This is a genomic window from Methanohalophilus profundi, from assembly GCF_004137855.1.
GTDB classification, from domain to species: domain Archaea; phylum Halobacteriota; class Methanosarcinia; order Methanosarcinales; family Methanosarcinaceae; genus Methanohalophilus; species Methanohalophilus profundi.
Map to the genome: position 1 here is coordinate 1,549,639 of NZ_QBKB01000002.1, position 17,876 is coordinate 1,567,514.

The window sequence follows — 17,876 nt, forward strand, 5'->3', positions numbered from 1 at the left end:
AAATGATGGTCAGTATTCCCTACTGACCATATAATCGGCAATTTCAATCAATGTTTCTTTAGCCGGAGAATCTTCCAGCAAGCCAAGTTTGCTTTTCCCATCCTCAAGATAGTTATCAGCCATTTCCCTGACATAGGCAAGGGTTCCTGATTCTTCCAGTTTTGCGACTGTATTGTTGATCTCATCCTGTGTCGCATCAGCTTTGCCAAAGCATTCCAGTTCAACGCCATTATTCAGGGCATGAAGTGCAATAAGGGTCTTTTTGCCTTCTTTCAGGTCACTACCTCTTGATTTACCTAGAATTTCCTCCGGAGTAACCAGATCGATAACATCATCATGTATCTGAAAACTTATACCTGTAAGACGGCCGAATTCATACATTGCATCAGCAACTTCATCGGATGCCCCGCCAAGGATAGCACCCACTTTGGCAGCAGCACCATAAAGCACAGATGTTTTGTTTTCTATCATTTCCAGATATTCGGCCACATCCACAACATCCCTTTTTTCGAAATCAACATCCAGCCATTGCCCCTCACATATTTCGGTACAGGTACGAGACAATAAGGCCACACACTTGAGTAATTTCTGTGGATCGGCATCCATTTTTGAAATGATCTCAAAGGCACGGGAATAAAGGGTGTCACCGGCCAGAATTGCTCCTGCAGTGCCCCATTTTACATGAAGTGCCGGCATTCCGCGGCGAATATCATCCCGATCCATAATATCATCGTGTATAAGTGTGAAATTATGGATCAGTTCAAGGGCAACCGCAGCAGGAAGCACGGAATCAGAATCGCCACCCACTGCTTCAGCGGAAAGCATGAGGACTGCCGGGCGAAGTCTTTTCCCTCCGGCATCCGGAAGGTACCGCGTTGCACGGTACAATTCCTCCGGGTGGTCAATGGGCAAAAATTCCTGTATAGATTCATCGACCAGATCACTGCGTTTTTTTAATTCATCAATTAAATCCATATTATCCCAACCAATTATGATTGCAGGTTTAATCTTCAAGATATAATTCTTCTCCGTTTCTCAAGAGATGAAGTGTGTGACCTAGCTCATAGCCTGCATCTTCAGCCATTTCTATATAGGCGCTGTGCATATCGATGTTGCCGTGTGCAGGAATTACATGTTCAGGTTTTACGAGTCTTATTAATTCCCAGTGGTCTTCACGGTATGCATGTCCGGAAACATGGACATTGTCATACAGACGTGCTCCTTTCATTTTGAGTTTTGTCTCAAGAGCATACCTGTTTGCCTGTGTCATCGGGGTAGGTATTGTGTTTGCTGAGAAAATGACCTTATCTCCGGATTCTATTTTATAGGCAGTATCACCATTGGCAACCCTGGAAAGAATTGCCCCTGGTTCACCCTGGTGGCCTGTAACGATTGGGAGGTATTTGTCCTTACCTTTCTCCATTATCTTCCTGAATGCCTTGTCAATATCTTTGCGGTTACCGTATATTTCTGTTTTCTTCGGCAGTTCGATGTATCCCAGTTCACGGGCAGTATTCACGTACCTGTCCATGGAACGTCCAAGCAGGATTGGGGTCCTTTTCATTTCTGTTGCAAACTGCAGTATGGAATTCAGACGGGCAATATGGGATGCGAAAGTGGTTATTATCATGCCCACATCGGATTCTTCAGTTCCAAGCAATACATCACGAACCATATCATGGGCTATTCTTTCGGAAGGGGTTTTACCTGCACGTGTCGCATTTGTACTTTCGGCAATCATGGCCACAACACCTTCCTTGCCAAGTTCCCTTAACCTTTCAAATGCCGGAGGTTCTCCGAGGGTAGGTGTACGATCAAGTTTAAAATCGCATGCATACAAAATGGCACCCCTGGGAGTATGGACTGCCACAAATACCGCATCTATGATACTGTGCTGTGTCCTTATCATTTCGATTGAGACATCATCACTAACCTGATATGTGCCGCCGGCCTTTACGGATATTATCCTGTTCTTCACACCAAATTTGCGCTCAGAATCAATCTGGTGTTGTATCAGGGCAGAGGTGTACGGCGTTCCGATTATTGGAGCTGCATATCTGTGTGCCAGTTTTGAAATAGCACCGATGTGATCAAGGTGGCCGTGTGTACAAACAATTGCACATACATTCCCGTCTATCTCTTTCATTATTGTGTCGTCAGGGATAGCACCCATCTCAATTAACTCAAGAGAATGCATTTTATCAATTTCTACATCCTCATGGATTTGCACCCTATCCAGACGTAGTCCCATGTCAATTATGATGATCTTGTCATCAACTCTTATAGCAGTCATGTTACGGCCCATTTCATTGTAACCGCCTACTGCAACAATCCCTAGTTCTGTCATATATAGTCCTCTTTAATGATTTTCAATTTCTTAATTTAATGATCTTGATTCAGTAATAGTCTCAAAGTAATTTAGAACGTAATTCAATATCGCGTATGTCAAAGCCTCGCTGGTTCAGGTATTCGAGGGTCTCACCCTGCAGCACAACGGACGATGAGGTCCGCAGGCTTTCAATATCAGGACAGCCACAGAGGAACATTGCAACTTTCAGTTCCTCAAACATTAATTCAAGGCGTTGTTTTACAGAATCTCCTTCTTTAAGAGCCGGAGCCACGAAAGGCAGGGCTGCACTGGCCATGTTTGCTCCAAGTGCAAGGGATTTGGCAATATCAAGTCCGGTACGTACACCCCCTGTAGCTATGAGGGGAAGGGACACACGACATTCAATCAGGGAGGGGATAGTTGGAATTCCGAAATCCCAGAAAAGTTCCCCGAGATGCCCGGAGATACGATCTCCTCTCTGTTTGGCACGATAAACTTCCACACCGGCCCAACTGGTCCCGCCGGCTCCGCCTACATCTATAGCCGCTACTCCCGCTTCTTTCAAATGCAGGGCATCTTCCCGGGAAATGCCGGCCCCGGTTTCTTTTACTATAATTGGTACATCGATTGAACATATTTCTTCGATTGCGTTGATACAGCCGGTGGCATCCCTGTCACCTTCAGGTTGAATTGCTTCCTGAAGGAAATTCAGGTGTACAGCGAGGGCATCAGCATCAAGCATTTCAACAAGTTTTTCTGCACCTTCTATACCGTATTCCTTGACCTGGGCCGCTCCAATGTTACCATAAACAAAAGCATTAGGAGCCTTGTCCCTTACTACACTGAATGATTCTTCCTGAACCGTATCTTCTATGGCAGCTCTCTGGCTTCCTACACCTATTCCAATACCGGTTTCTTCGGCGGCTTCTGCAAGTGCCGCGTTTACAGGTGTCGTATCGGGGTGGCCTCCTGTAATAGAGGCTATCATGAAAGGTGCATCCATTTTTTTTCCCAGAAAACTCGTGGAAATGTCCACTGAATCCATGTCCATCTCCGGAAGTGCGCGGGGGACAAGTTTCACGTCCTTAAATCCTGGTCCGGCTTTTCTGGATTCAACCTGTTGCTGGGCACAAAGTTGCATATGTTCTAGTTTTCTGCTGGAAGTACTCATAAAAATCCCAATTATTCAAGCCTTGTCTTTAATTGCAGTACCTATCATTTCCCCTCTCAGAAAACTCATTACATTACCACCTGCATTGGCATTGAAGATGTAAGAAGGTACTTTGGTTTGCCGGGACATCTCAAGCATCTCTTTTACCTTGCCCAGCATCCCGCCGGTTACATCGGTATTCTCCGATCCTCCTATATGCATACTGGCAACTTCAAAATTATCCGGAGTAATTAGTGGAATGGGATGGCCATGTTCATCAAGTACACCATCTTCTGCACTTCCCACACCTATCCGGTATGCATTGAGCTTTGAAGCAAGATAAGGAACTATCTGATCCCCGGAGATTACGGAAGAACCTTTTACAGTGTCCATCACAACATCGCCATGAAGTACCGGTGTGATTCCTTTTTCAAGCATTATTTGCAGTGCAGGGAGGAATGATTCAGATATGCGCCCCCTCTTTGCTACAAAACATCCCATGGGATGTACTCCTACTGCATTAACATTCCTTTGTGCAAGGGCATTTACAAACGATTCATTTAAGGAGGCGACCGATCGGTGGGTGACCGCGGAGCCTTCCGCGGAATATTTGTCTGCAAGGGCGTACCGTTGTGCCTGAGGATGGCCGAATGAGCCGGCACCATGTACGATAATAAGACGACCTTCAAAGAAAGAAATTTCACGGGCTATTCTTATTATAGCTTTTTCTTTGGCTACTCCTTCATCACTGCTCTTGTCCGTGATAACACTACCGCCGATTTTCAATACGGTAATATCGCTAGTTTTCTCATTCATTATCAAAATCCACCCTTACACCTGAATCAGTAACTCCTGTTACGATGGGGATTCCGCCGGCATTTTTGATCTCTCTGGAAATGGCATCAATATTCTCATTATCTGCAAGGGCAACCATACATCCACCGCCTCCTGCTCCGGTAATCTTGGCACCAAACGCACCGGCGGCTCTGCTTGAGTGGATAAGTCTGGAAAGTTCATTACAACCCACACCGATTGCTTCAAGCAAACCCTGATTTACATCCATAAGTTCCCCAAGTGCCCTGTAATCCTCCTTTTCCAGAAAGCTTTCTCCTCTCAAAGACGCTTTTCCTATAGTAGAAAGAATGGGGGTGATAATTTCCGGATATATACTTTTAAGAGATGCGACTTTCGCTACAAGTTGTCCTGTGGAGGAAAACACATTGGTGTTACCTATTACCAGGTTACATAGGGGATTTTTCAGATGTCTCCGTGCAGGTATTGCAACGGTCCCACCCATTGTGGATACATAGGTGTCCGTAGCACTTGCAGCTCCCTGTATTTCTTTTTCGATTGAATGCCCAAATGATGCTATGGATTCCTTATCCATTCCAAGTTTTAAAAGATTGTTAAAAGCACAAATCGTGGCCACAACCACCGCCGCAGAGGAGCCAAGCCCCGAACCCACAGGGATATCCGATTCAATGGATATTGATACTCCTCTATATGGCGATTTTTTTCTTATTTTTTCCACAACGGCAGATACATAGGGATGAATTTCATAATCAATACCTGTAGTTCCAAGGGATGAATTGATCACAATATTTTCTGAATATTCAATATTTACCCTGGTACGAATATTTACAGCACAGCAAATAGCCGACTCATTATAAACCACGGCATGTTCCCCAAAAAGGTACACCTTTGCCGGTGCTGAACAGGTTATCATATGAACTCTTTTTCCCTTTACTGGATCATTTCACAATTATGGCTGCATATCCAACAACGGCTGAATAATCCCCGGTCATATCTCCGCTTGTAGCATATTTCAGCAGTTCTGCAGTATTTGCTCCCATATATTCTGCTGCAGTATACATTGCTACAATGGGTCCATATCCACACGCAGTTGCAAAACGTTCTTCCCGTCTGCGGTTAAATTCCTCAACATCCATATTTAACAGTGAGTCTATCAGATACATATCTGTCTCTTTTGCGGTTTCATGTGGCTGGTAATGGGTGAAGTCACTTGATGCTATAAACACCACTTTCTTCCCGGATTTCTCCGCAGCTTTTGCAACTTCCAAACCGACTTCCCGGGCAGTATCTATGTCCTGCAAACCCATGCATATTGGAAGAATTTTGAATGAATCACCGAAACGATATTGAAGGAAAGGCAACTGGACCTCGATTGAATGTTCGTACATATGGGCAACTTCATCCATATCGATTATTGATCCTGCAAGCATTTCTCCCATTTTCTCATCGGCTTCAACATCTCCCAGAGGAGTAGACCAGGTTTGAGTTGATAGTGCCACTGCAGATCCATAGCCCGTATGATTGGGACCGAATATTACATAGGTGTCTGCCTTTGGCAACTTAGAATAGGCATAAGCCGCCACCGGGCCTGAAAACATGTATCCTGCATGAGGAACAACTATACCATATACATCTTCGCTGACCAATTCCAAATCTCTGAAACAATGGCTCAGCTCTTTCTTAAGGGGTTTGATACCCAGAGGATAGAACTGGCCTGCTACTGTTGGCTGTCTCATAATAATACCCCTCTTACGGTTAGGAGGGAATAATTATATAAGTGATATGGATGGGAGCAAGTTACTCCCGGAATTAACCGGGAGACTTACAGACCTGCTTCGAAATCTTCCATGGTATAATTGAATGGAATGTCCTTTTCTTTTGAGATTTCCCTTGCAAGAAGCCAGTATATGAGGGAAAGTGCTTTACGTCCCTTATTGTTTGTTGGGATTACCAGATCAACATTTGATATCATGTTATTGGTATCACAAAGTCCTATAACGGGAATTCCGATGTTGACAGCTTCTTTGATTACCTGGGCATCCCCTGCAGGATCGGTCACCATTATTGCATCGGGCTCGAAGAATCCTTCAATTGAAGGATTGGTTAAGGTACCCGGGATAAAACGTCCTACCATTGATTTTGCCCCAATTGCTTTGGAGAACATTTTGGCAGGGAACTGGCCGTACTGCCTTGCGGACACGACCAGTATTTTTGCAGGGTCGTATTTTGAAAGGAAGTGGGAGACCTGTCTTATTCTGCTATCTGTAGCCTGTATGTCCAGGACATAAAGTCCATCTGTACGCACACGGTATACAAATTTCATCATATCCTGTGTCTTCTGCTGGGTACCGATGTGTACTCCGGATGCAAGATATTCGTCTATCGGAACAAGGGAAGTTGAATCGGGGGCAGGACCTTCCGGATCAGCTGCTTCTGTTGTTTCCTCTTTTGTAGTTTCGACATTTGGAGTCTCTGCTTCTACAGGAGCCTCCTCCACCTTTTGTTCAACCTGTTCATCTAATGTTTCTTCAATAACCTGATCTTCTTCCATAAAGTTCACCTCATGATGAAATATCTCTCTTTACTGTAATAGGGATGACACCCATTTCAAATTCAAATTTAGCGATTTGTAAGGAATCATTGCTGTCAATATCAATCAGCACAGGAGCTTCCATTGAAATCTGTAGGGACCTGGCTCCAATGATCCTCGCACGTTCATACTTTGTAAATGTCTCATTGCTCAATTAATCACCCTGGCAGAAGTTACAATAGGATGGATGACGTGGAATTTACTGGATCTAGAAAAGTCCATTTATCAATATTAATCGGAAATATATAGGGATATTCGGAGTCCCTCCGAATGTGGTTTGCTAACTATTCATACACTTACCAATTCCTTTAGTATAAAGGGATGGGACCGCTGAGATTCGAACTCAGGTACCGGCGTCCCGAACGCCGAAGGATGGTCCAGCCTACCCTACGGTCCCTTACTGGTATGGTGCAACTACATCGACAAGTTCAACGTGTGCAAGGATCATACGTCTGCAACAGTAACGGGTGACGCCAAGATCATCAAGTACTGCAGCAGGAGCTTCTCCTTGTTCAACTCGCCTTTTGTAATCTTCCCAGCTATTTGCAATTACCTTGCCACATGTGAAACAGCGAACTGGTAACATTTATGCTTTCACCTGTAAGATTTCTGGTATTTGGCACGAGCGCCAGGTCCACCAAATTTCTTGGATTCTTTCTGTCTGAAGTCGTTTACCAGAAGACTGCGGTCGTATGCCATGTATGCATCACGAAGAGCGGTGTCATTTGTCCACTCTACAATACCCCTTGCAATAGCGGTACGCACTGCATTTGCCTGGCCAATAATTCCGCCTCCACTTACTGTTACATCGATATCAATACCTGACACGGCATCTTCAGCAAGCATGAGGGGCTCCATGACTTTAAGTTTTACAAACTCCGGCTCCAAAACTTCCAGAGGTTTCTTGTTAACACGGGTTTTGCCAACGCCCTTACAAACAGTTGCGCGAGCAATGGCTGTTTTCTTCTTCCCTGAAGTATTACAAACTTTGTTGGTCATTTATGATTCTCCTTAGAATTTTGAACCCATTTTTCTGCTCAATTCCCCGATGGTAATATATTTTGCAGTACTCAGGCGGTCGATATTTGTTCCTTCTACAGCCTCTAATTCAGCATTTCCAAATTCTTCAGGTATGCCAATATAAACCCTGAGGCGTGCAAAAGCGTCTTTACCACGTGCTCTTTTGTATGGGAGCATTCCCCTGACAGATCTTTTAAGCATCCTGTCTGCCCTTTTTGGGAAAAATGGGCCGAATTCATGGCTTCCAAGTGACCTTTTGTGCTCGTAATCTTTGTAGGTAGCTATTTTTGCACCAGAGATTATAGCTTTCTCAGCATTGACTATGGATATGGTTTCACCAGCAAGAAGTCTATGTGCAACCTTACTTGCAAGCCTTCCCATAATAAGTCCATCTGCATTGATAACTGTCATTATAGAACACCTGCCTTAGATCAAGATCCTGATACCGGAGCCTGCCGGTTTTTCGTTCATAATCTCTTCAATAGTGACACATCTGCCGCCATTTTCTGCGATTTTTTCCTTTGCAGATGCACTGAAACCAAGTGCTGCAACAGCCACGGAGCGTTTCAAAGTGCCGGCACCAAGTACCTTTCCCGGAACAAGAACGATTTCGCCCTCTGTTGCGTTCCTGTTGAGTTTACTAAGGTTTATCTCGGCATAGTTCTTCCTTGGTTTCTCCAATCTTCTGGCTATATCTCTCCAGATCGGAGCATCTTCCTGACGTGCCTGTTCCTTAAGGCTATCAATCAGGGAAGGAACCCTTGGATCTGATTTCCTTTCAATCTTGTTTTGTGTTTTTTTACTCATAATGTCCCTCTGCAAGAATATCTCTCACTCACGCACAATTTGCGTTCGAACATGGTGAATAGATAGGGAGTGTGGGGTGTAATTAAATTACTAATAGATAAAGATTGTGCATTAGTCAACCGTTAATTGAAACGTTTTGCAGGACCTTTTCATAGAATTTGTCCATATCACAACCAAGCTCTCTTCCGATAATAAGGGCGGCAACTTCAACATCCACCATACCTGAAAGATTCTCATGCCGATTATTCACAAGTGATACTACCTGTTTTAGGTCCATATTACTGCAGGATGCGATGTATTCCAGAATCTGATCAACAAGGGTTACCTGGTGCAGGATATCTTTTGAAGGGATGAATCCTCTCGGGATATCAACTTTCGATGGATCAAACGCAGGGTGTAATTGTTCATCTTCCATATAAAGTAGATGAGAATTTAAAACCATATCAAGTATTCTGGATGCCTGTTCGGGCGTCATCCACTTAAGGTCAAAGGAGAGAGAAAATTCAAAATCCTGTGGAAGCATAGTATCGCCTTCATTCCTTTTGAAGGGAGCTGCTGCCACATACTTCAATTCATTCATCAGGAGCCACGTCTTAATTCATTAATTATTGTATCAGCAATTCTTCCACATTCGGTTCTGCCGGGCCCATCAATATGATTGATGCGAAGAGTAAGGACATCTCCTTCAAGAATTGCCCTTACCAGGAAGACATCACCTTTGAAAGGGACCCTGCTATATTCGCCATCCAGATAACTGTATTTCAGTGAGATGCGGAAATCCACCATCCCTTCAGGTTCAATTGTACTAACAACCGAATCAGCATTACGATAATTCAATGGTGAAAAATCAATACCATTCATGACAATTTCAACTTTGAGTTCACGTTTTGCCTGTATTCGGTAACCTCTTCTTGCAACGGATTCGGTAACAAACATGCCGAATCTGTCATCCGTATTAGCCATCACTTTCACAAGATAGGGCAAATCCGCATAATATCGGTTCTTTTGTTCAAACTGGACCTCCCTATGTGGGAATCGGTGGTAAATCCTTTTCTTCATCATGGACTTGGGTCAATTCTTTCTTATTAGAGAGACACCAGTTTGGCATCTATAATACCATCAACATGGCGAATTTGTTCCAGGGTATCCTCTGATACTTCGGAATCCACATTTAATGCCATTATGGTCTTCCCACATATTTGGACACGGCCTACCTGCATGCCGGAAATATTGATCTCATTATCTCCCAGTATTATGCAGCAAGGGCCGATTACATTGGGTCTGTTAATGTGGTTAGAAACGATCATGTAACCTGAAGGCGCAAGATCTACCCTCTGCCCGTCGATCATGATTATTCTCAAGTCATCCTCTACAACCGTACCGGTAATACTTTTGGAAATTGAATCCTTGCTGAGTTTGATGGTTATGCTGGATGAATATTCCTCTACCCTTTCGGATTTACTTTCCACGACTTCAATATCCCGGGATTTAGCAATTGAAGGAGCATTTACATAATTTACAGCAGCACCCATTATGGTTTTCAGTACACCTTTAAGGGCCGCAAGTGTGAGATGCCGGGTATCCTTGCCGGCAACATCTCCCTTATAGGCGATTTCCACTTTTTCATAGTTGCCGTCCATCAGCTGGGATACTGCACTTCCCAGGGTCTCCGCAAGTTCAAGATAGGGATAGATGGTGGACATTATTTCCGGTTTTATGGAGGGAATATTGATCGTACTGCGTGCTGGTCCGCCATTTAATACAGAGATTACTTCTTCTGCTACGGATACAGCTACATTGACCTGTGCCTCTTCGGTCGATGCACCAAGATGAGGGGTTACAACAGCATTGTCCAATCCAACAAAAGAACAGTTTTCAGGTGGTTCACTTGTAAAGACATCTATGGCAGCACCTGCGATCTTATCATTTTTAAGAGCCTCTCCAAGTGCATCTTCATTGATAATTCCGCCACGGGCACAATTAATGACCCTTGCAGTAGGTTTCATCAGGTCAAATTCTTCAGTATCGAGAATATTGCGGGTTTCTTTGGTCAGTGGTGTATGTACGGTAATGAAATCGGCACGTTTTGCAATATCTTTTACAGATGCCAGTTCCACACCCAGTTCTTTTGCCCTGTCCTCATTTACAAATGGGTCATAGGCAAGGATGTTCATTTCAAGTCCCTGTGCTCTTTTGGCCACTTCGGCACCTATCCTGCCCAGACCTATCACACCAAAGGTCTTTCCATTTACTTCAACACCTAAAAATTTCTTACGCTCCCACTTGCCTGCTTTAAGTGAAGCAGTTGCCTGCGGAATGTTGCGTGCCATTGAAAGCATCATTGCAATTGTATGTTCCGCAGCTGAAAGCATGTTGCCCTCCGGTGCATTCACTACAATGATTCCTTTCTCTGTAGCTGCAGGAATGTCTATATTGTCCACTCCCACTCCTGCACGCCCCACAATCTTGAGCTTATCCGCGGCTTCGATAACTCTGGCAGTAACCTGTGTTCCACTGCGTATTACAAGGGCGTCAAAATCTCCGATTTTCTCAACAAGCTCATCTTCGGAAAGGCCTGTTGAAACCTCCACATCAAAATGTTCTTCAAGTTTTGCCACTCCTTCCTCTGATAACGAATCACTGACTAGTACTTTCATTTTTATATTCTCCATGTGATAACAATGATATAATACACCGATATAACGGATAGCCTCCGGTGAACACAGACTTTAGATTGAACCACCCATATAAATATATCTTACCATCTCGGGGGATTATTTTTCATACATGACAGCCATTTGTAGTGAAGCAAAGTATGTATCATAATAGCAATTGTCAGTATAAATAGAATTATGCATAATAGTCCAGGTTGTTTTTATCAGTCCCAGATATACCTGATAACGGCCCTGTGATTATATCTGAAGGAATAAAAAAGATACATATAAAAGCCTGTAAAGGCTGCGATCAAAAAAGAAGGAGGATGAAAAGGTCAACCAACTAGTTCAAATTTACCCTTTTCATACTTTAATCTTCTGAGACCATCAAATTAACTTTTCGCTTTAAAAGTGTAACTCTTTTTTCATTACCACTGAACGTTGCATGAGCGTAGCTCATGCATTACATTTATACATGAGAAAATATGCCAGTCCATGAAATATCATCACAATGTTTCGGACGAAATCTGTACCAAAGATTCAATAGCCAGTTATCTGAACAAAGACAGCGTATCAATATGCCAGTTATTGTATTTCCTGGATATCGATGACATTGCTTCCTATGTAGAACGTAGCTATTATGCCGATAAGGACTGGCACTTCAGGTATAAGATTTCTTCAATGATAAAGCTCATCGTTGTAAAATCCTTCAGAAACCTCTCTTTTGAAAAAACGATATCTACCTTAACAAATCAGGAAGCCAAGCTTCTGTATTTTGAGGATGAGAATGGTACCATTAATCTTCCCTCTCATGCAACACTTCACCACTTTGTAAAATACAGGTTGGGAAAAGAGGGATTTAATGAAATAATGTTCAGGATTGGAAAGAAAATATCGAGAATTACAAAGATTAGGGATCTAAAAACAGATTCGACACCTCTTGAAGCATCCAGATATGATAGATATGCGGATTATAATCCGCATTACAAATGTAAGATGGATAAGGCACATATCACGATGATTGGTACACTTCCAATCTATATGACACATACAAAGGGTGCTGCAAATGATTCACCCGAATTGAAAAAACACATTGATGTATTGGTAAAAATGGGAGTGGACATCGATACTTATGCACTGGATGGAGGGTATGATTCGTTCAACAATCATGCTGATGTATGGTATAAATTGAAGGCAAAACCTGTTATTGCATATTCTTCTGATTCTAAAGTACATAATGAAGGAACAATGAAACGAATCGATCACTGGGTCAATAAGATGTGGAAAATCGGCGGATCGATTCATATGAAGTATGAGAATAAACTTCGTTTTCTCTATGAAAACGGAAGGAAAAAACAAGTAGGGATGCACTTGCGGAATAAGAACATAGAGGATGAGGGATTTGAGGAAGAATATTCAAAAAGAGCAGAATGTGAGAGAATACATAAGAATATTAAATGGACTGTGAAATTTGATATCAGGGGTATGAAGAATGCAAGTAAGGAAATGTATTCGATTATGAAGTTTGTGACATATCAATTGCTTGTAACTGCGAATTTGCAAAATAAGGTCAAACAAACAAATTCATTTGCAAAGTATGTGTGAATTAACATCATCAAATTAGAATGGGAGGAATTATGACCTAATTTGATAATCTCCTTCTAATATCATTACTTAATATACAATCCACACTTACATGCACCACGGGTCTCAACATCATGGGCACGACGTGCACATGGGCAGATAATCTTCTTATCTTTTTCTTTATCCCCTGTTCTTTTCTGGCAGAAGCAGTACCATTCACCATACTTACGCTTATTGTTAGCGATATTTTTTACCGCCGTGGTGATAATATCATAGTCCGAATTAAGTTTGTATCCGGCAGCTTCAGCACTTTTCTTGGACCGTTCATATAATTCCATCTCAAGTTCATCTTCGAATTTCATTATATCACTCCTTGCATTGTTTGTTCAATATGGATAAAAAGATTTGGGCACAATCAGGACCGGGCAATTTCACCCAGTTTTATTCCCAGTTGCCTGCAACCCTCTAAATCTTCCTTTTCAGGTCTGAATTTCACTTTAAAAGGGTCTTCCACAAATTCCATTTTGGTATTCTTGAGAGCTTCTTCCATCTGCCTGATTGCACCGCCACCCCAGCCATAGGATCCGAAGAATGATACCTTTTTGTCTTTGGGGCGCAAACCTTTCAGGTACGTCAGGAAACCACCCATTGTAAAGAACATCCCATTGTGCATTGTGGGGGATCCAAGGGCAAAGACCCGGCATTCCATTAATTCTTTGATGAGCATGCTCCAGTCATTTTTGCGCAGGTGGAACAAGACAACCTCGGTCCCTGAGGCCCGCACTCCTTCTGCAATTGCTTTTGCCATCATCTCTGTGCTGGCCCACATTGAATCATAAATCACAAGCACCTTTTGCTCACTTGTCCCGGAAGCCCATTTTGCATAGGCATCGATTATCCGTTGCGGATCATTGCGCCAGATAACACCGTGGGACGGCGCGATCATGTCGATCTGTAATCCTAGTTTCCCGACAGTTTCAAGATGTTTGAGTATTCGGGATTTAAAGGGCATCAGTATATTGGCAAAATATATGGCGGCATCTTCCATGACGTCTTCTACCTGGTCATCGAACCTCCTGGAGGTGGCAATATGCTGGCCAAATGCATCATTGGAAAAGAGAATGTGATCCTCTTTGAGATAAGTCTGCATGCTGTCAGGCCAGTGGAGCATGACCGCTTCAATAAACATCAGGGTCCTTTTGCCGGTGTTTAATTCGTCCCCCGTTTTCACGGTCTCAAAGTTCCAGCCACTACACCCGGATTCGGCATAATATTCATTGAGTCCGGTTTTGCCCCTTTCGGTGGCAAATATTTTGGCATTCGGAGCTACTTCCAGGACACGTGGCAGGGCACTGGAATGGTCCATCTCCACATGATTGGCTACTATATAATCGATCTTTGCGGGGTCCACTATCCTGCTGATCCTTTCGATCATCTCGTCTGCAAAGGATGCTTTTACAGTGTCGATGAGGGTGATCTTTTCATCTACTATGAGGTAAGCATTATATGTGCCACCCCGGGGTGTTTCATAACCGTGGAAATCACGCAGGTTCCAGTCGATTACGCCAACCCAGTAAACCCCTTTGGCAATTTCAAGTGGCTCTTCTGGAGTATCCACAAAATTCACCTGGTAATTTATGTCTGCATCCTGAAACCGGTAGCTTCATCCAGCAAACCATCAATGAGCTCATAATGGCCCCGCTCAACTTTGGCAATCTTGCTGAAAAATTCCTGTTCTTCCTTTTCAGTGGCTTTCTTTTCGAGTTCAAGATAGAAATATTCACTCTTCCTTTCAAAGCGCAGTGTACCAAGCATAATACCAATCTCTTCCAGATTGTTTTCTGTGAATTCCACGTTCAAAGATCCACGGAAATCAGGGATATTGGATTCAGGTATTTCAACTTCTTTTCCTTCAAGGAATTTGTGAAGGTACTGAGCATGGTGTTTTTCTTCCTCGGCCAGGACTCATAGGTTTTCTTTGCCCCGGGATTGCCGGTAAGATTTGCTCTTTCAAGATAGAAATCATGCCCCTGGTCCTCCAGGGCAATCGCCATTTCCACTGCTTCTTCAACCGTACTAATGTTCTCGAGCTCTATATCTACATATTTGAGTATATCTTGCAATTTATACAACTCCCACAATCAGTAGCTAGTATATTTGACAATATGAGTAATTAATACTTATTTATGTGAGTTTTATCCCTGACTGCCACACGAGAAGGTTTTTCAGGAGATTCTGCAGGGTATCCCATGGGAATTACGGCTGCCACATCAAAACCATCCGGAATGGCGAACATGTCCATTATTTTTTTGCCATGGAATGTGAGGGTGACCCCAGCCAGTCCTTCGGCAGTTGCAGCAAGCAGCATGTTTTCGATGCAGGCATATGTTGAACCCACAGCCTCGTCCCCAAACTTCTTGTTATAACAGACCACGACAATAACGGGTGCGGTCTCGATGGCCTTCTGCTGCTCTGGTGCCTTTTTTCTCATACTGGCAAGTTGTGCCCTTAGCTTCTCCTCTTTGACAAGAATAAACTCCCAGGGTTCGCTGTTAAAGGCGTTAGGTGCCTGGGTGCCTGCATAAAGTATTTTATCCAGCGTATCAGCAGGGACCTCGCGGGGAAGGAATTGCCGGATGCTTGTGCGTTTCTCTATTGCTTCAAGAATTTCCATTAAATACCCCCCATTAAAATGACTGCAAACAACCTCTGTTCTAAAATGTAAATAACTTTTCCTGAAAAGGCCCATTTGTACTCTTTTTATTGATTATACTAAAACAAAATGACGAGAATAGTTTAGAAACATTGTTTTTTTGAGTAAAAGAGGATATTATATAGGGCTTTTTACAGGCATGTATCTTTTCTTCAAAGAAGACCTGGGGTTTTTGAGGAACCTGACCGCAGAAGTTTTCTCGTTTAGCATGAGCCTTCTGGGAGTCACAAATTCGGTTAATGAAAATGTATTACATTTTGCCAATGGAATAACAGCAATGAAAGTCGTGGACGAATGTACCGGCATCTACGAAGTACTTGTCTATTCTGGCTGTGTGCTGGCATATTCCACAACTTATCAGAAAAAACTTATGGGAATAGCCTTTGGTGTACCAGCAATACTTGGTATTAACATGGTGAGGTTGGTATGTCTTGGATTTGTAGGGCTCTGGTTTCCTGAAATATTTGACTATGTCCATTATTACTTCTGGCAGGTCACGTTGATTATAATTATAGTACTGGTTGTTCTGATATGGATCGAGAAAGTAGTGAAACGATGAGGATTTCGGTATTTCTAGGCAAATTCCTGTTATACCTGACGATTTTGTTTATTCTGGGCATTCCGGCAATCCGGGCGTACCTTGCCTCCCCGAGCCATGCATTGAACGCATTTGATTTTATCACATTTTATCTGCCTATGAACCTGGTACCTTTTATTGCACTTATCATGGCTACTCCGATAGATAATAAAAGAAGGCTGAAACTTATCGTTGGGGGATCGTTTTTGATTCTCTTATTTACTCTGGTGGTTATAGTACTGCAATTTAATTTCATCTCTGTAGCCGGAGAACTGTTCTACATTTATGCTATTGGCAGGACAGCGTTTCCCTTTTTGTTGTGGTTTGCATTTGTATACAAGGATTTGAACTTTGAATTATGAACAAACTGTGCTGAAAGGAAAGGTAAATTGAGCTAAAAATAATTTTCTGCAAACCATTCTCAGAAACATTTTTATTCAAATGCCGACATTAAGAGGATGGCTCGATGATTAATTATATATGATAGTTACGGTAACATATTGCATTCATATTTACGAGGAAGTGTTATGGAGAATATAAAGATCGCAATTGCAGGGATTGGCAACTGCGCTAGCTCTCTCATTCAGGGTCTGGATTACTACAGTGATAAAACCGAGACAGATGCTATCGGTCTAATGCATTGGACTATTGGAGGATATGAACCCTCTGATATTGAGGTTGTAGCTGCGTTTGATATTGATAAAAGAAAAGTAGGGAAAGACATATCAGAAGCCATCTTTGCAGAACCAAATTGCACTGCTGTATTCTGTCCGCACATTCCTGAAAAAGGCGTAAAAGTTACAATGGGCAGCATCCTTGATGGTGTTTCTGAGCACATGACAGATTATGAAGATAAATACAAATTCATAACCAGTGATGAAAGCGAGTCCACAAAAGAGGATATTGTGCAGGTTCTGAAAGATTCCGGTGCTGAAATGCTCTTGAATTTCATGCCTGTAGGTTCAGAAAACGCTGCACGTTTTTATGCAGACTGTGCCCTGGAAGCAGGAATTGGTTTCATTAACAACATGCCGGTTTTCATTGCCAGTAACCCCGAATGGGCTCAAAGGTTCGAAGAGAAAAACCTGCCTATAATTGGTGATGACATAAAGGCCCAGCTTGGAGCCACTATCACTCACAGGACACTGGCAGACCTTTTCAGCAAACGTGGGGTCAAACTGGAAAAAACCTACCAGCTAAACACCGGTGGCAATACCGATTTCCTTAATATGCTCAATCGCAGCAGGTTGTCCTCCAAGAAAACATCCAAGACCGAGGCTGTACAATCCGTACTCAAAGACCGGCTGGATGATGAAAATATACATGTCGGTCCAAGTGACTATGTACCCTGGCAAAAGGACAACAAAGTATGTTTCCTGAGAATGGAAGGAAAACTGTTCGGCGATGTTCCCATGAATATCGAACTACGTCTCTCAGTTGAGGATTCTCCTAATTCTGCAGGTGTGGTTATTGATGCCATCCGCTGTTGCAAACTTGCACTTGAAAGAGGCACTGGAGGAATTCTCTATTCCCCTGCATCTTATTTCATGAAACATCCACCTAAACAATACAACGATGACGAAGCCTTCGGCATGACAAATGATTTCATCGAAGGTAATAGGGATAACTGAAATGCAAG

23 protein-coding genes and 1 tRNA gene are annotated in these 17,876 nt (G+C 42.9%); 3 read left to right on the top strand and 21 right to left on the bottom strand.

All coding sequences use genetic code 11. From position 1 onward, the window contains the following. Positions 1–9 precede the first annotated feature (9 nt). The 16 genes from C9889_RS08290 to serA form a co-directional block, all read right to left on the bottom strand. Positions 10–975: a polyprenyl synthetase family protein gene (locus C9889_RS08290; protein WP_129599527.1), complete on the bottom strand. Its 966-nt coding sequence runs from the start codon at positions 973–975 to the stop codon at positions 10–12. A 28-nt stretch (positions 976–1,003) separates the two neighbouring features. Next, positions 1,004–2,347 (bottom strand): RNase J family beta-CASP ribonuclease, encoded by a 1,344-nt coding sequence (locus C9889_RS08295; protein WP_129598630.1) that lies wholly within the window; start codon positions 2,345–2,347, stop codon positions 1,004–1,006. Between the two features lie 61 nt (positions 2,348–2,408). Further along, positions 2,409–3,506 (bottom strand): type 2 isopentenyl-diphosphate Delta-isomerase, encoded by a 1,098-nt coding sequence (gene fni, locus C9889_RS08300; protein ID WP_129598632.1) that lies wholly within the window; start codon positions 3,504–3,506, stop codon positions 2,409–2,411. Positions 3,507–3,515: 9 nt separating this feature from the next. Continuing rightward, positions 3,516–4,295, bottom strand: a complete 780-nt coding sequence (locus C9889_RS08305; RefSeq protein WP_129598635.1) for an isopentenyl phosphate kinase — start codon at positions 4,293–4,295, stop codon at positions 3,516–3,518. Further along, positions 4,288–5,205, bottom strand: coding sequence for a mevalonate kinase (locus C9889_RS08310; protein ID WP_129598637.1), 918 nt, complete (start codon positions 5,203–5,205; stop codon positions 4,288–4,290). Before C9889_RS08310 ends, C9889_RS08305 begins: the two co-directional genes overlap by 8 nt. Before the next feature lie 25 nt (positions 5,206–5,230). Beyond that, positions 5,231–6,034 carry an MEMO1 family protein gene (locus tag C9889_RS08315; protein ID WP_129598640.1) on the bottom strand — a complete coding sequence of 268 codons (804 nt, stop codon included), beginning with the start codon at positions 6,032–6,034 and terminating at the stop codon, positions 5,231–5,233. A gap of 80 nt (positions 6,035–6,114) precedes the next feature. Continuing rightward, positions 6,115–6,843 (bottom strand): 30S ribosomal protein S2, encoded by a 729-nt coding sequence (rpsB, locus tag C9889_RS08320; RefSeq protein WP_129598643.1) that lies wholly within the window; start codon positions 6,841–6,843, stop codon positions 6,115–6,117. A 10-nt stretch (positions 6,844–6,853) separates the two neighbouring features. Next, positions 6,854–7,036, bottom strand: coding sequence for a DNA-directed RNA polymerase subunit K (locus C9889_RS08325; protein ID WP_129598646.1), 183 nt, complete (start codon positions 7,034–7,036; stop codon positions 6,854–6,856). 168 nt (positions 7,037–7,204) lie between these two features. Continuing rightward, positions 7,205–7,279 (bottom strand) — tRNA-Pro (locus C9889_RS08330). Next, positions 7,280–7,468, bottom strand: coding sequence for a DNA-directed RNA polymerase subunit N (locus C9889_RS08335; protein WP_072360919.1), 189 nt, complete (start codon positions 7,466–7,468; stop codon positions 7,280–7,282). It abuts the tRNA gene before it with no gap. An 8-nt stretch (positions 7,469–7,476) separates the two neighbouring features. Further along, on the bottom strand, positions 7,477–7,881 hold the full coding sequence (locus C9889_RS08340; protein ID WP_129598648.1) for a 30S ribosomal protein S9: 405 nt from the start codon (positions 7,879–7,881) through the stop codon (positions 7,477–7,479). Positions 7,882–7,893: 12 nt separating this feature from the next. Continuing rightward, on the bottom strand, positions 7,894–8,313 hold the full coding sequence (locus tag C9889_RS08345) for a 50S ribosomal protein L13 (protein WP_129598651.1): 420 nt from the start codon (positions 8,311–8,313) through the stop codon (positions 7,894–7,896). Positions 8,314–8,328: 15 nt separating this feature from the next. After that, entirely contained in the window at positions 8,329–8,709 is a 381-nt protein-coding gene (locus C9889_RS08350; RefSeq protein ID WP_129598653.1) for a 50S ribosomal protein L18e, read from the bottom strand. A gap of 115 nt (positions 8,710–8,824) precedes the next feature. Continuing rightward, a complete protein-coding gene (locus tag C9889_RS08355) occupies positions 8,825–9,289 on the bottom strand; it encodes a DUF2240 family protein (RefSeq protein ID WP_129598656.1) in 465 nt (154 codons plus the stop codon). After that, the gene (locus tag C9889_RS08360; RefSeq protein ID WP_225420039.1) at positions 9,289–9,672 is read right to left on the bottom strand and encodes a hypothetical protein; all 384 of its coding nucleotides are present in this window, start codon (positions 9,670–9,672) and stop codon (positions 9,289–9,291) included. Before C9889_RS08360 ends, C9889_RS08355 begins: the two co-directional genes overlap by 1 nt. Before the next feature lie 122 nt (positions 9,673–9,794). Then, positions 9,795–11,366, bottom strand: coding sequence for a phosphoglycerate dehydrogenase (serA, locus tag C9889_RS08365; protein WP_129598661.1), 1,572 nt, complete (start codon positions 11,364–11,366; stop codon positions 9,795–9,797). A gap of 480 nt (positions 11,367–11,846) precedes the next feature. Between serA and C9889_RS08370 the strand changes: the two genes are divergently transcribed. After that, positions 11,847–12,968, top strand: coding sequence for a transposase (locus tag C9889_RS08370; protein WP_129599530.1), 1,122 nt, complete (start codon positions 11,847–11,849; stop codon positions 12,966–12,968). Positions 12,969–13,033: 65 nt separating this feature from the next. Here the strand turns inward: C9889_RS08370 and C9889_RS08375 are convergent, their stop codons facing one another. Genes C9889_RS08375 through C9889_RS08390 form a run of 5 tightly spaced genes read right to left on the bottom strand, consistent with a single transcriptional unit; the run spans position 13,034 to position 15,621 of the window. Further along, positions 13,034–13,309, bottom strand: a complete 276-nt coding sequence (locus C9889_RS08375; RefSeq protein ID WP_129598663.1) for a ferredoxin-thioredoxin reductase catalytic domain-containing protein — start codon at positions 13,307–13,309, stop codon at positions 13,034–13,036. 53 nt (positions 13,310–13,362) lie between these two features. After that, on the bottom strand, positions 13,363–14,565 hold the full coding sequence (locus C9889_RS08380; protein ID WP_129598666.1) for an FprA family A-type flavoprotein: 1,203 nt from the start codon (positions 14,563–14,565) through the stop codon (positions 13,363–13,365). Positions 14,566–14,582: 17 nt separating this feature from the next. Next, on the bottom strand, positions 14,583–14,909 hold the full coding sequence (locus C9889_RS08385) for a ferritin family protein (protein ID WP_225420117.1): 327 nt from the start codon (positions 14,907–14,909) through the stop codon (positions 14,583–14,585). After that, entirely contained in the window at positions 14,804–15,070 is a 267-nt protein-coding gene (locus tag C9889_RS10510; protein WP_225420040.1) for a ferritin family protein, read from the bottom strand. Before C9889_RS10510 ends, C9889_RS08385 begins: the two co-directional genes overlap by 106 nt. A 50-nt stretch (positions 15,071–15,120) precedes the next feature. Then, entirely contained in the window at positions 15,121–15,621 is a 501-nt protein-coding gene (locus C9889_RS08390) for a nitroreductase family protein (protein WP_164999318.1), read from the bottom strand. Between the two features lie 139 nt (positions 15,622–15,760). Between C9889_RS08390 and artB the strand changes: the two genes are divergently transcribed. Further along, positions 15,761–16,219: an archaeosortase B gene (gene artB, locus C9889_RS08395; protein WP_225420041.1), complete on the top strand. Its 459-nt coding sequence runs from the start codon at positions 15,761–15,763 to the stop codon at positions 16,217–16,219. A 545-nt stretch (positions 16,220–16,764) separates the two neighbouring features. Continuing rightward, positions 16,765–17,868 carry an inositol-3-phosphate synthase gene (locus C9889_RS08405; RefSeq protein ID WP_129598673.1) on the top strand — a complete coding sequence of 368 codons (1,104 nt, stop codon included), beginning with the start codon at positions 16,765–16,767 and terminating at the stop codon, positions 17,866–17,868. Positions 17,869–17,876 lie beyond the last annotated feature (8 nt).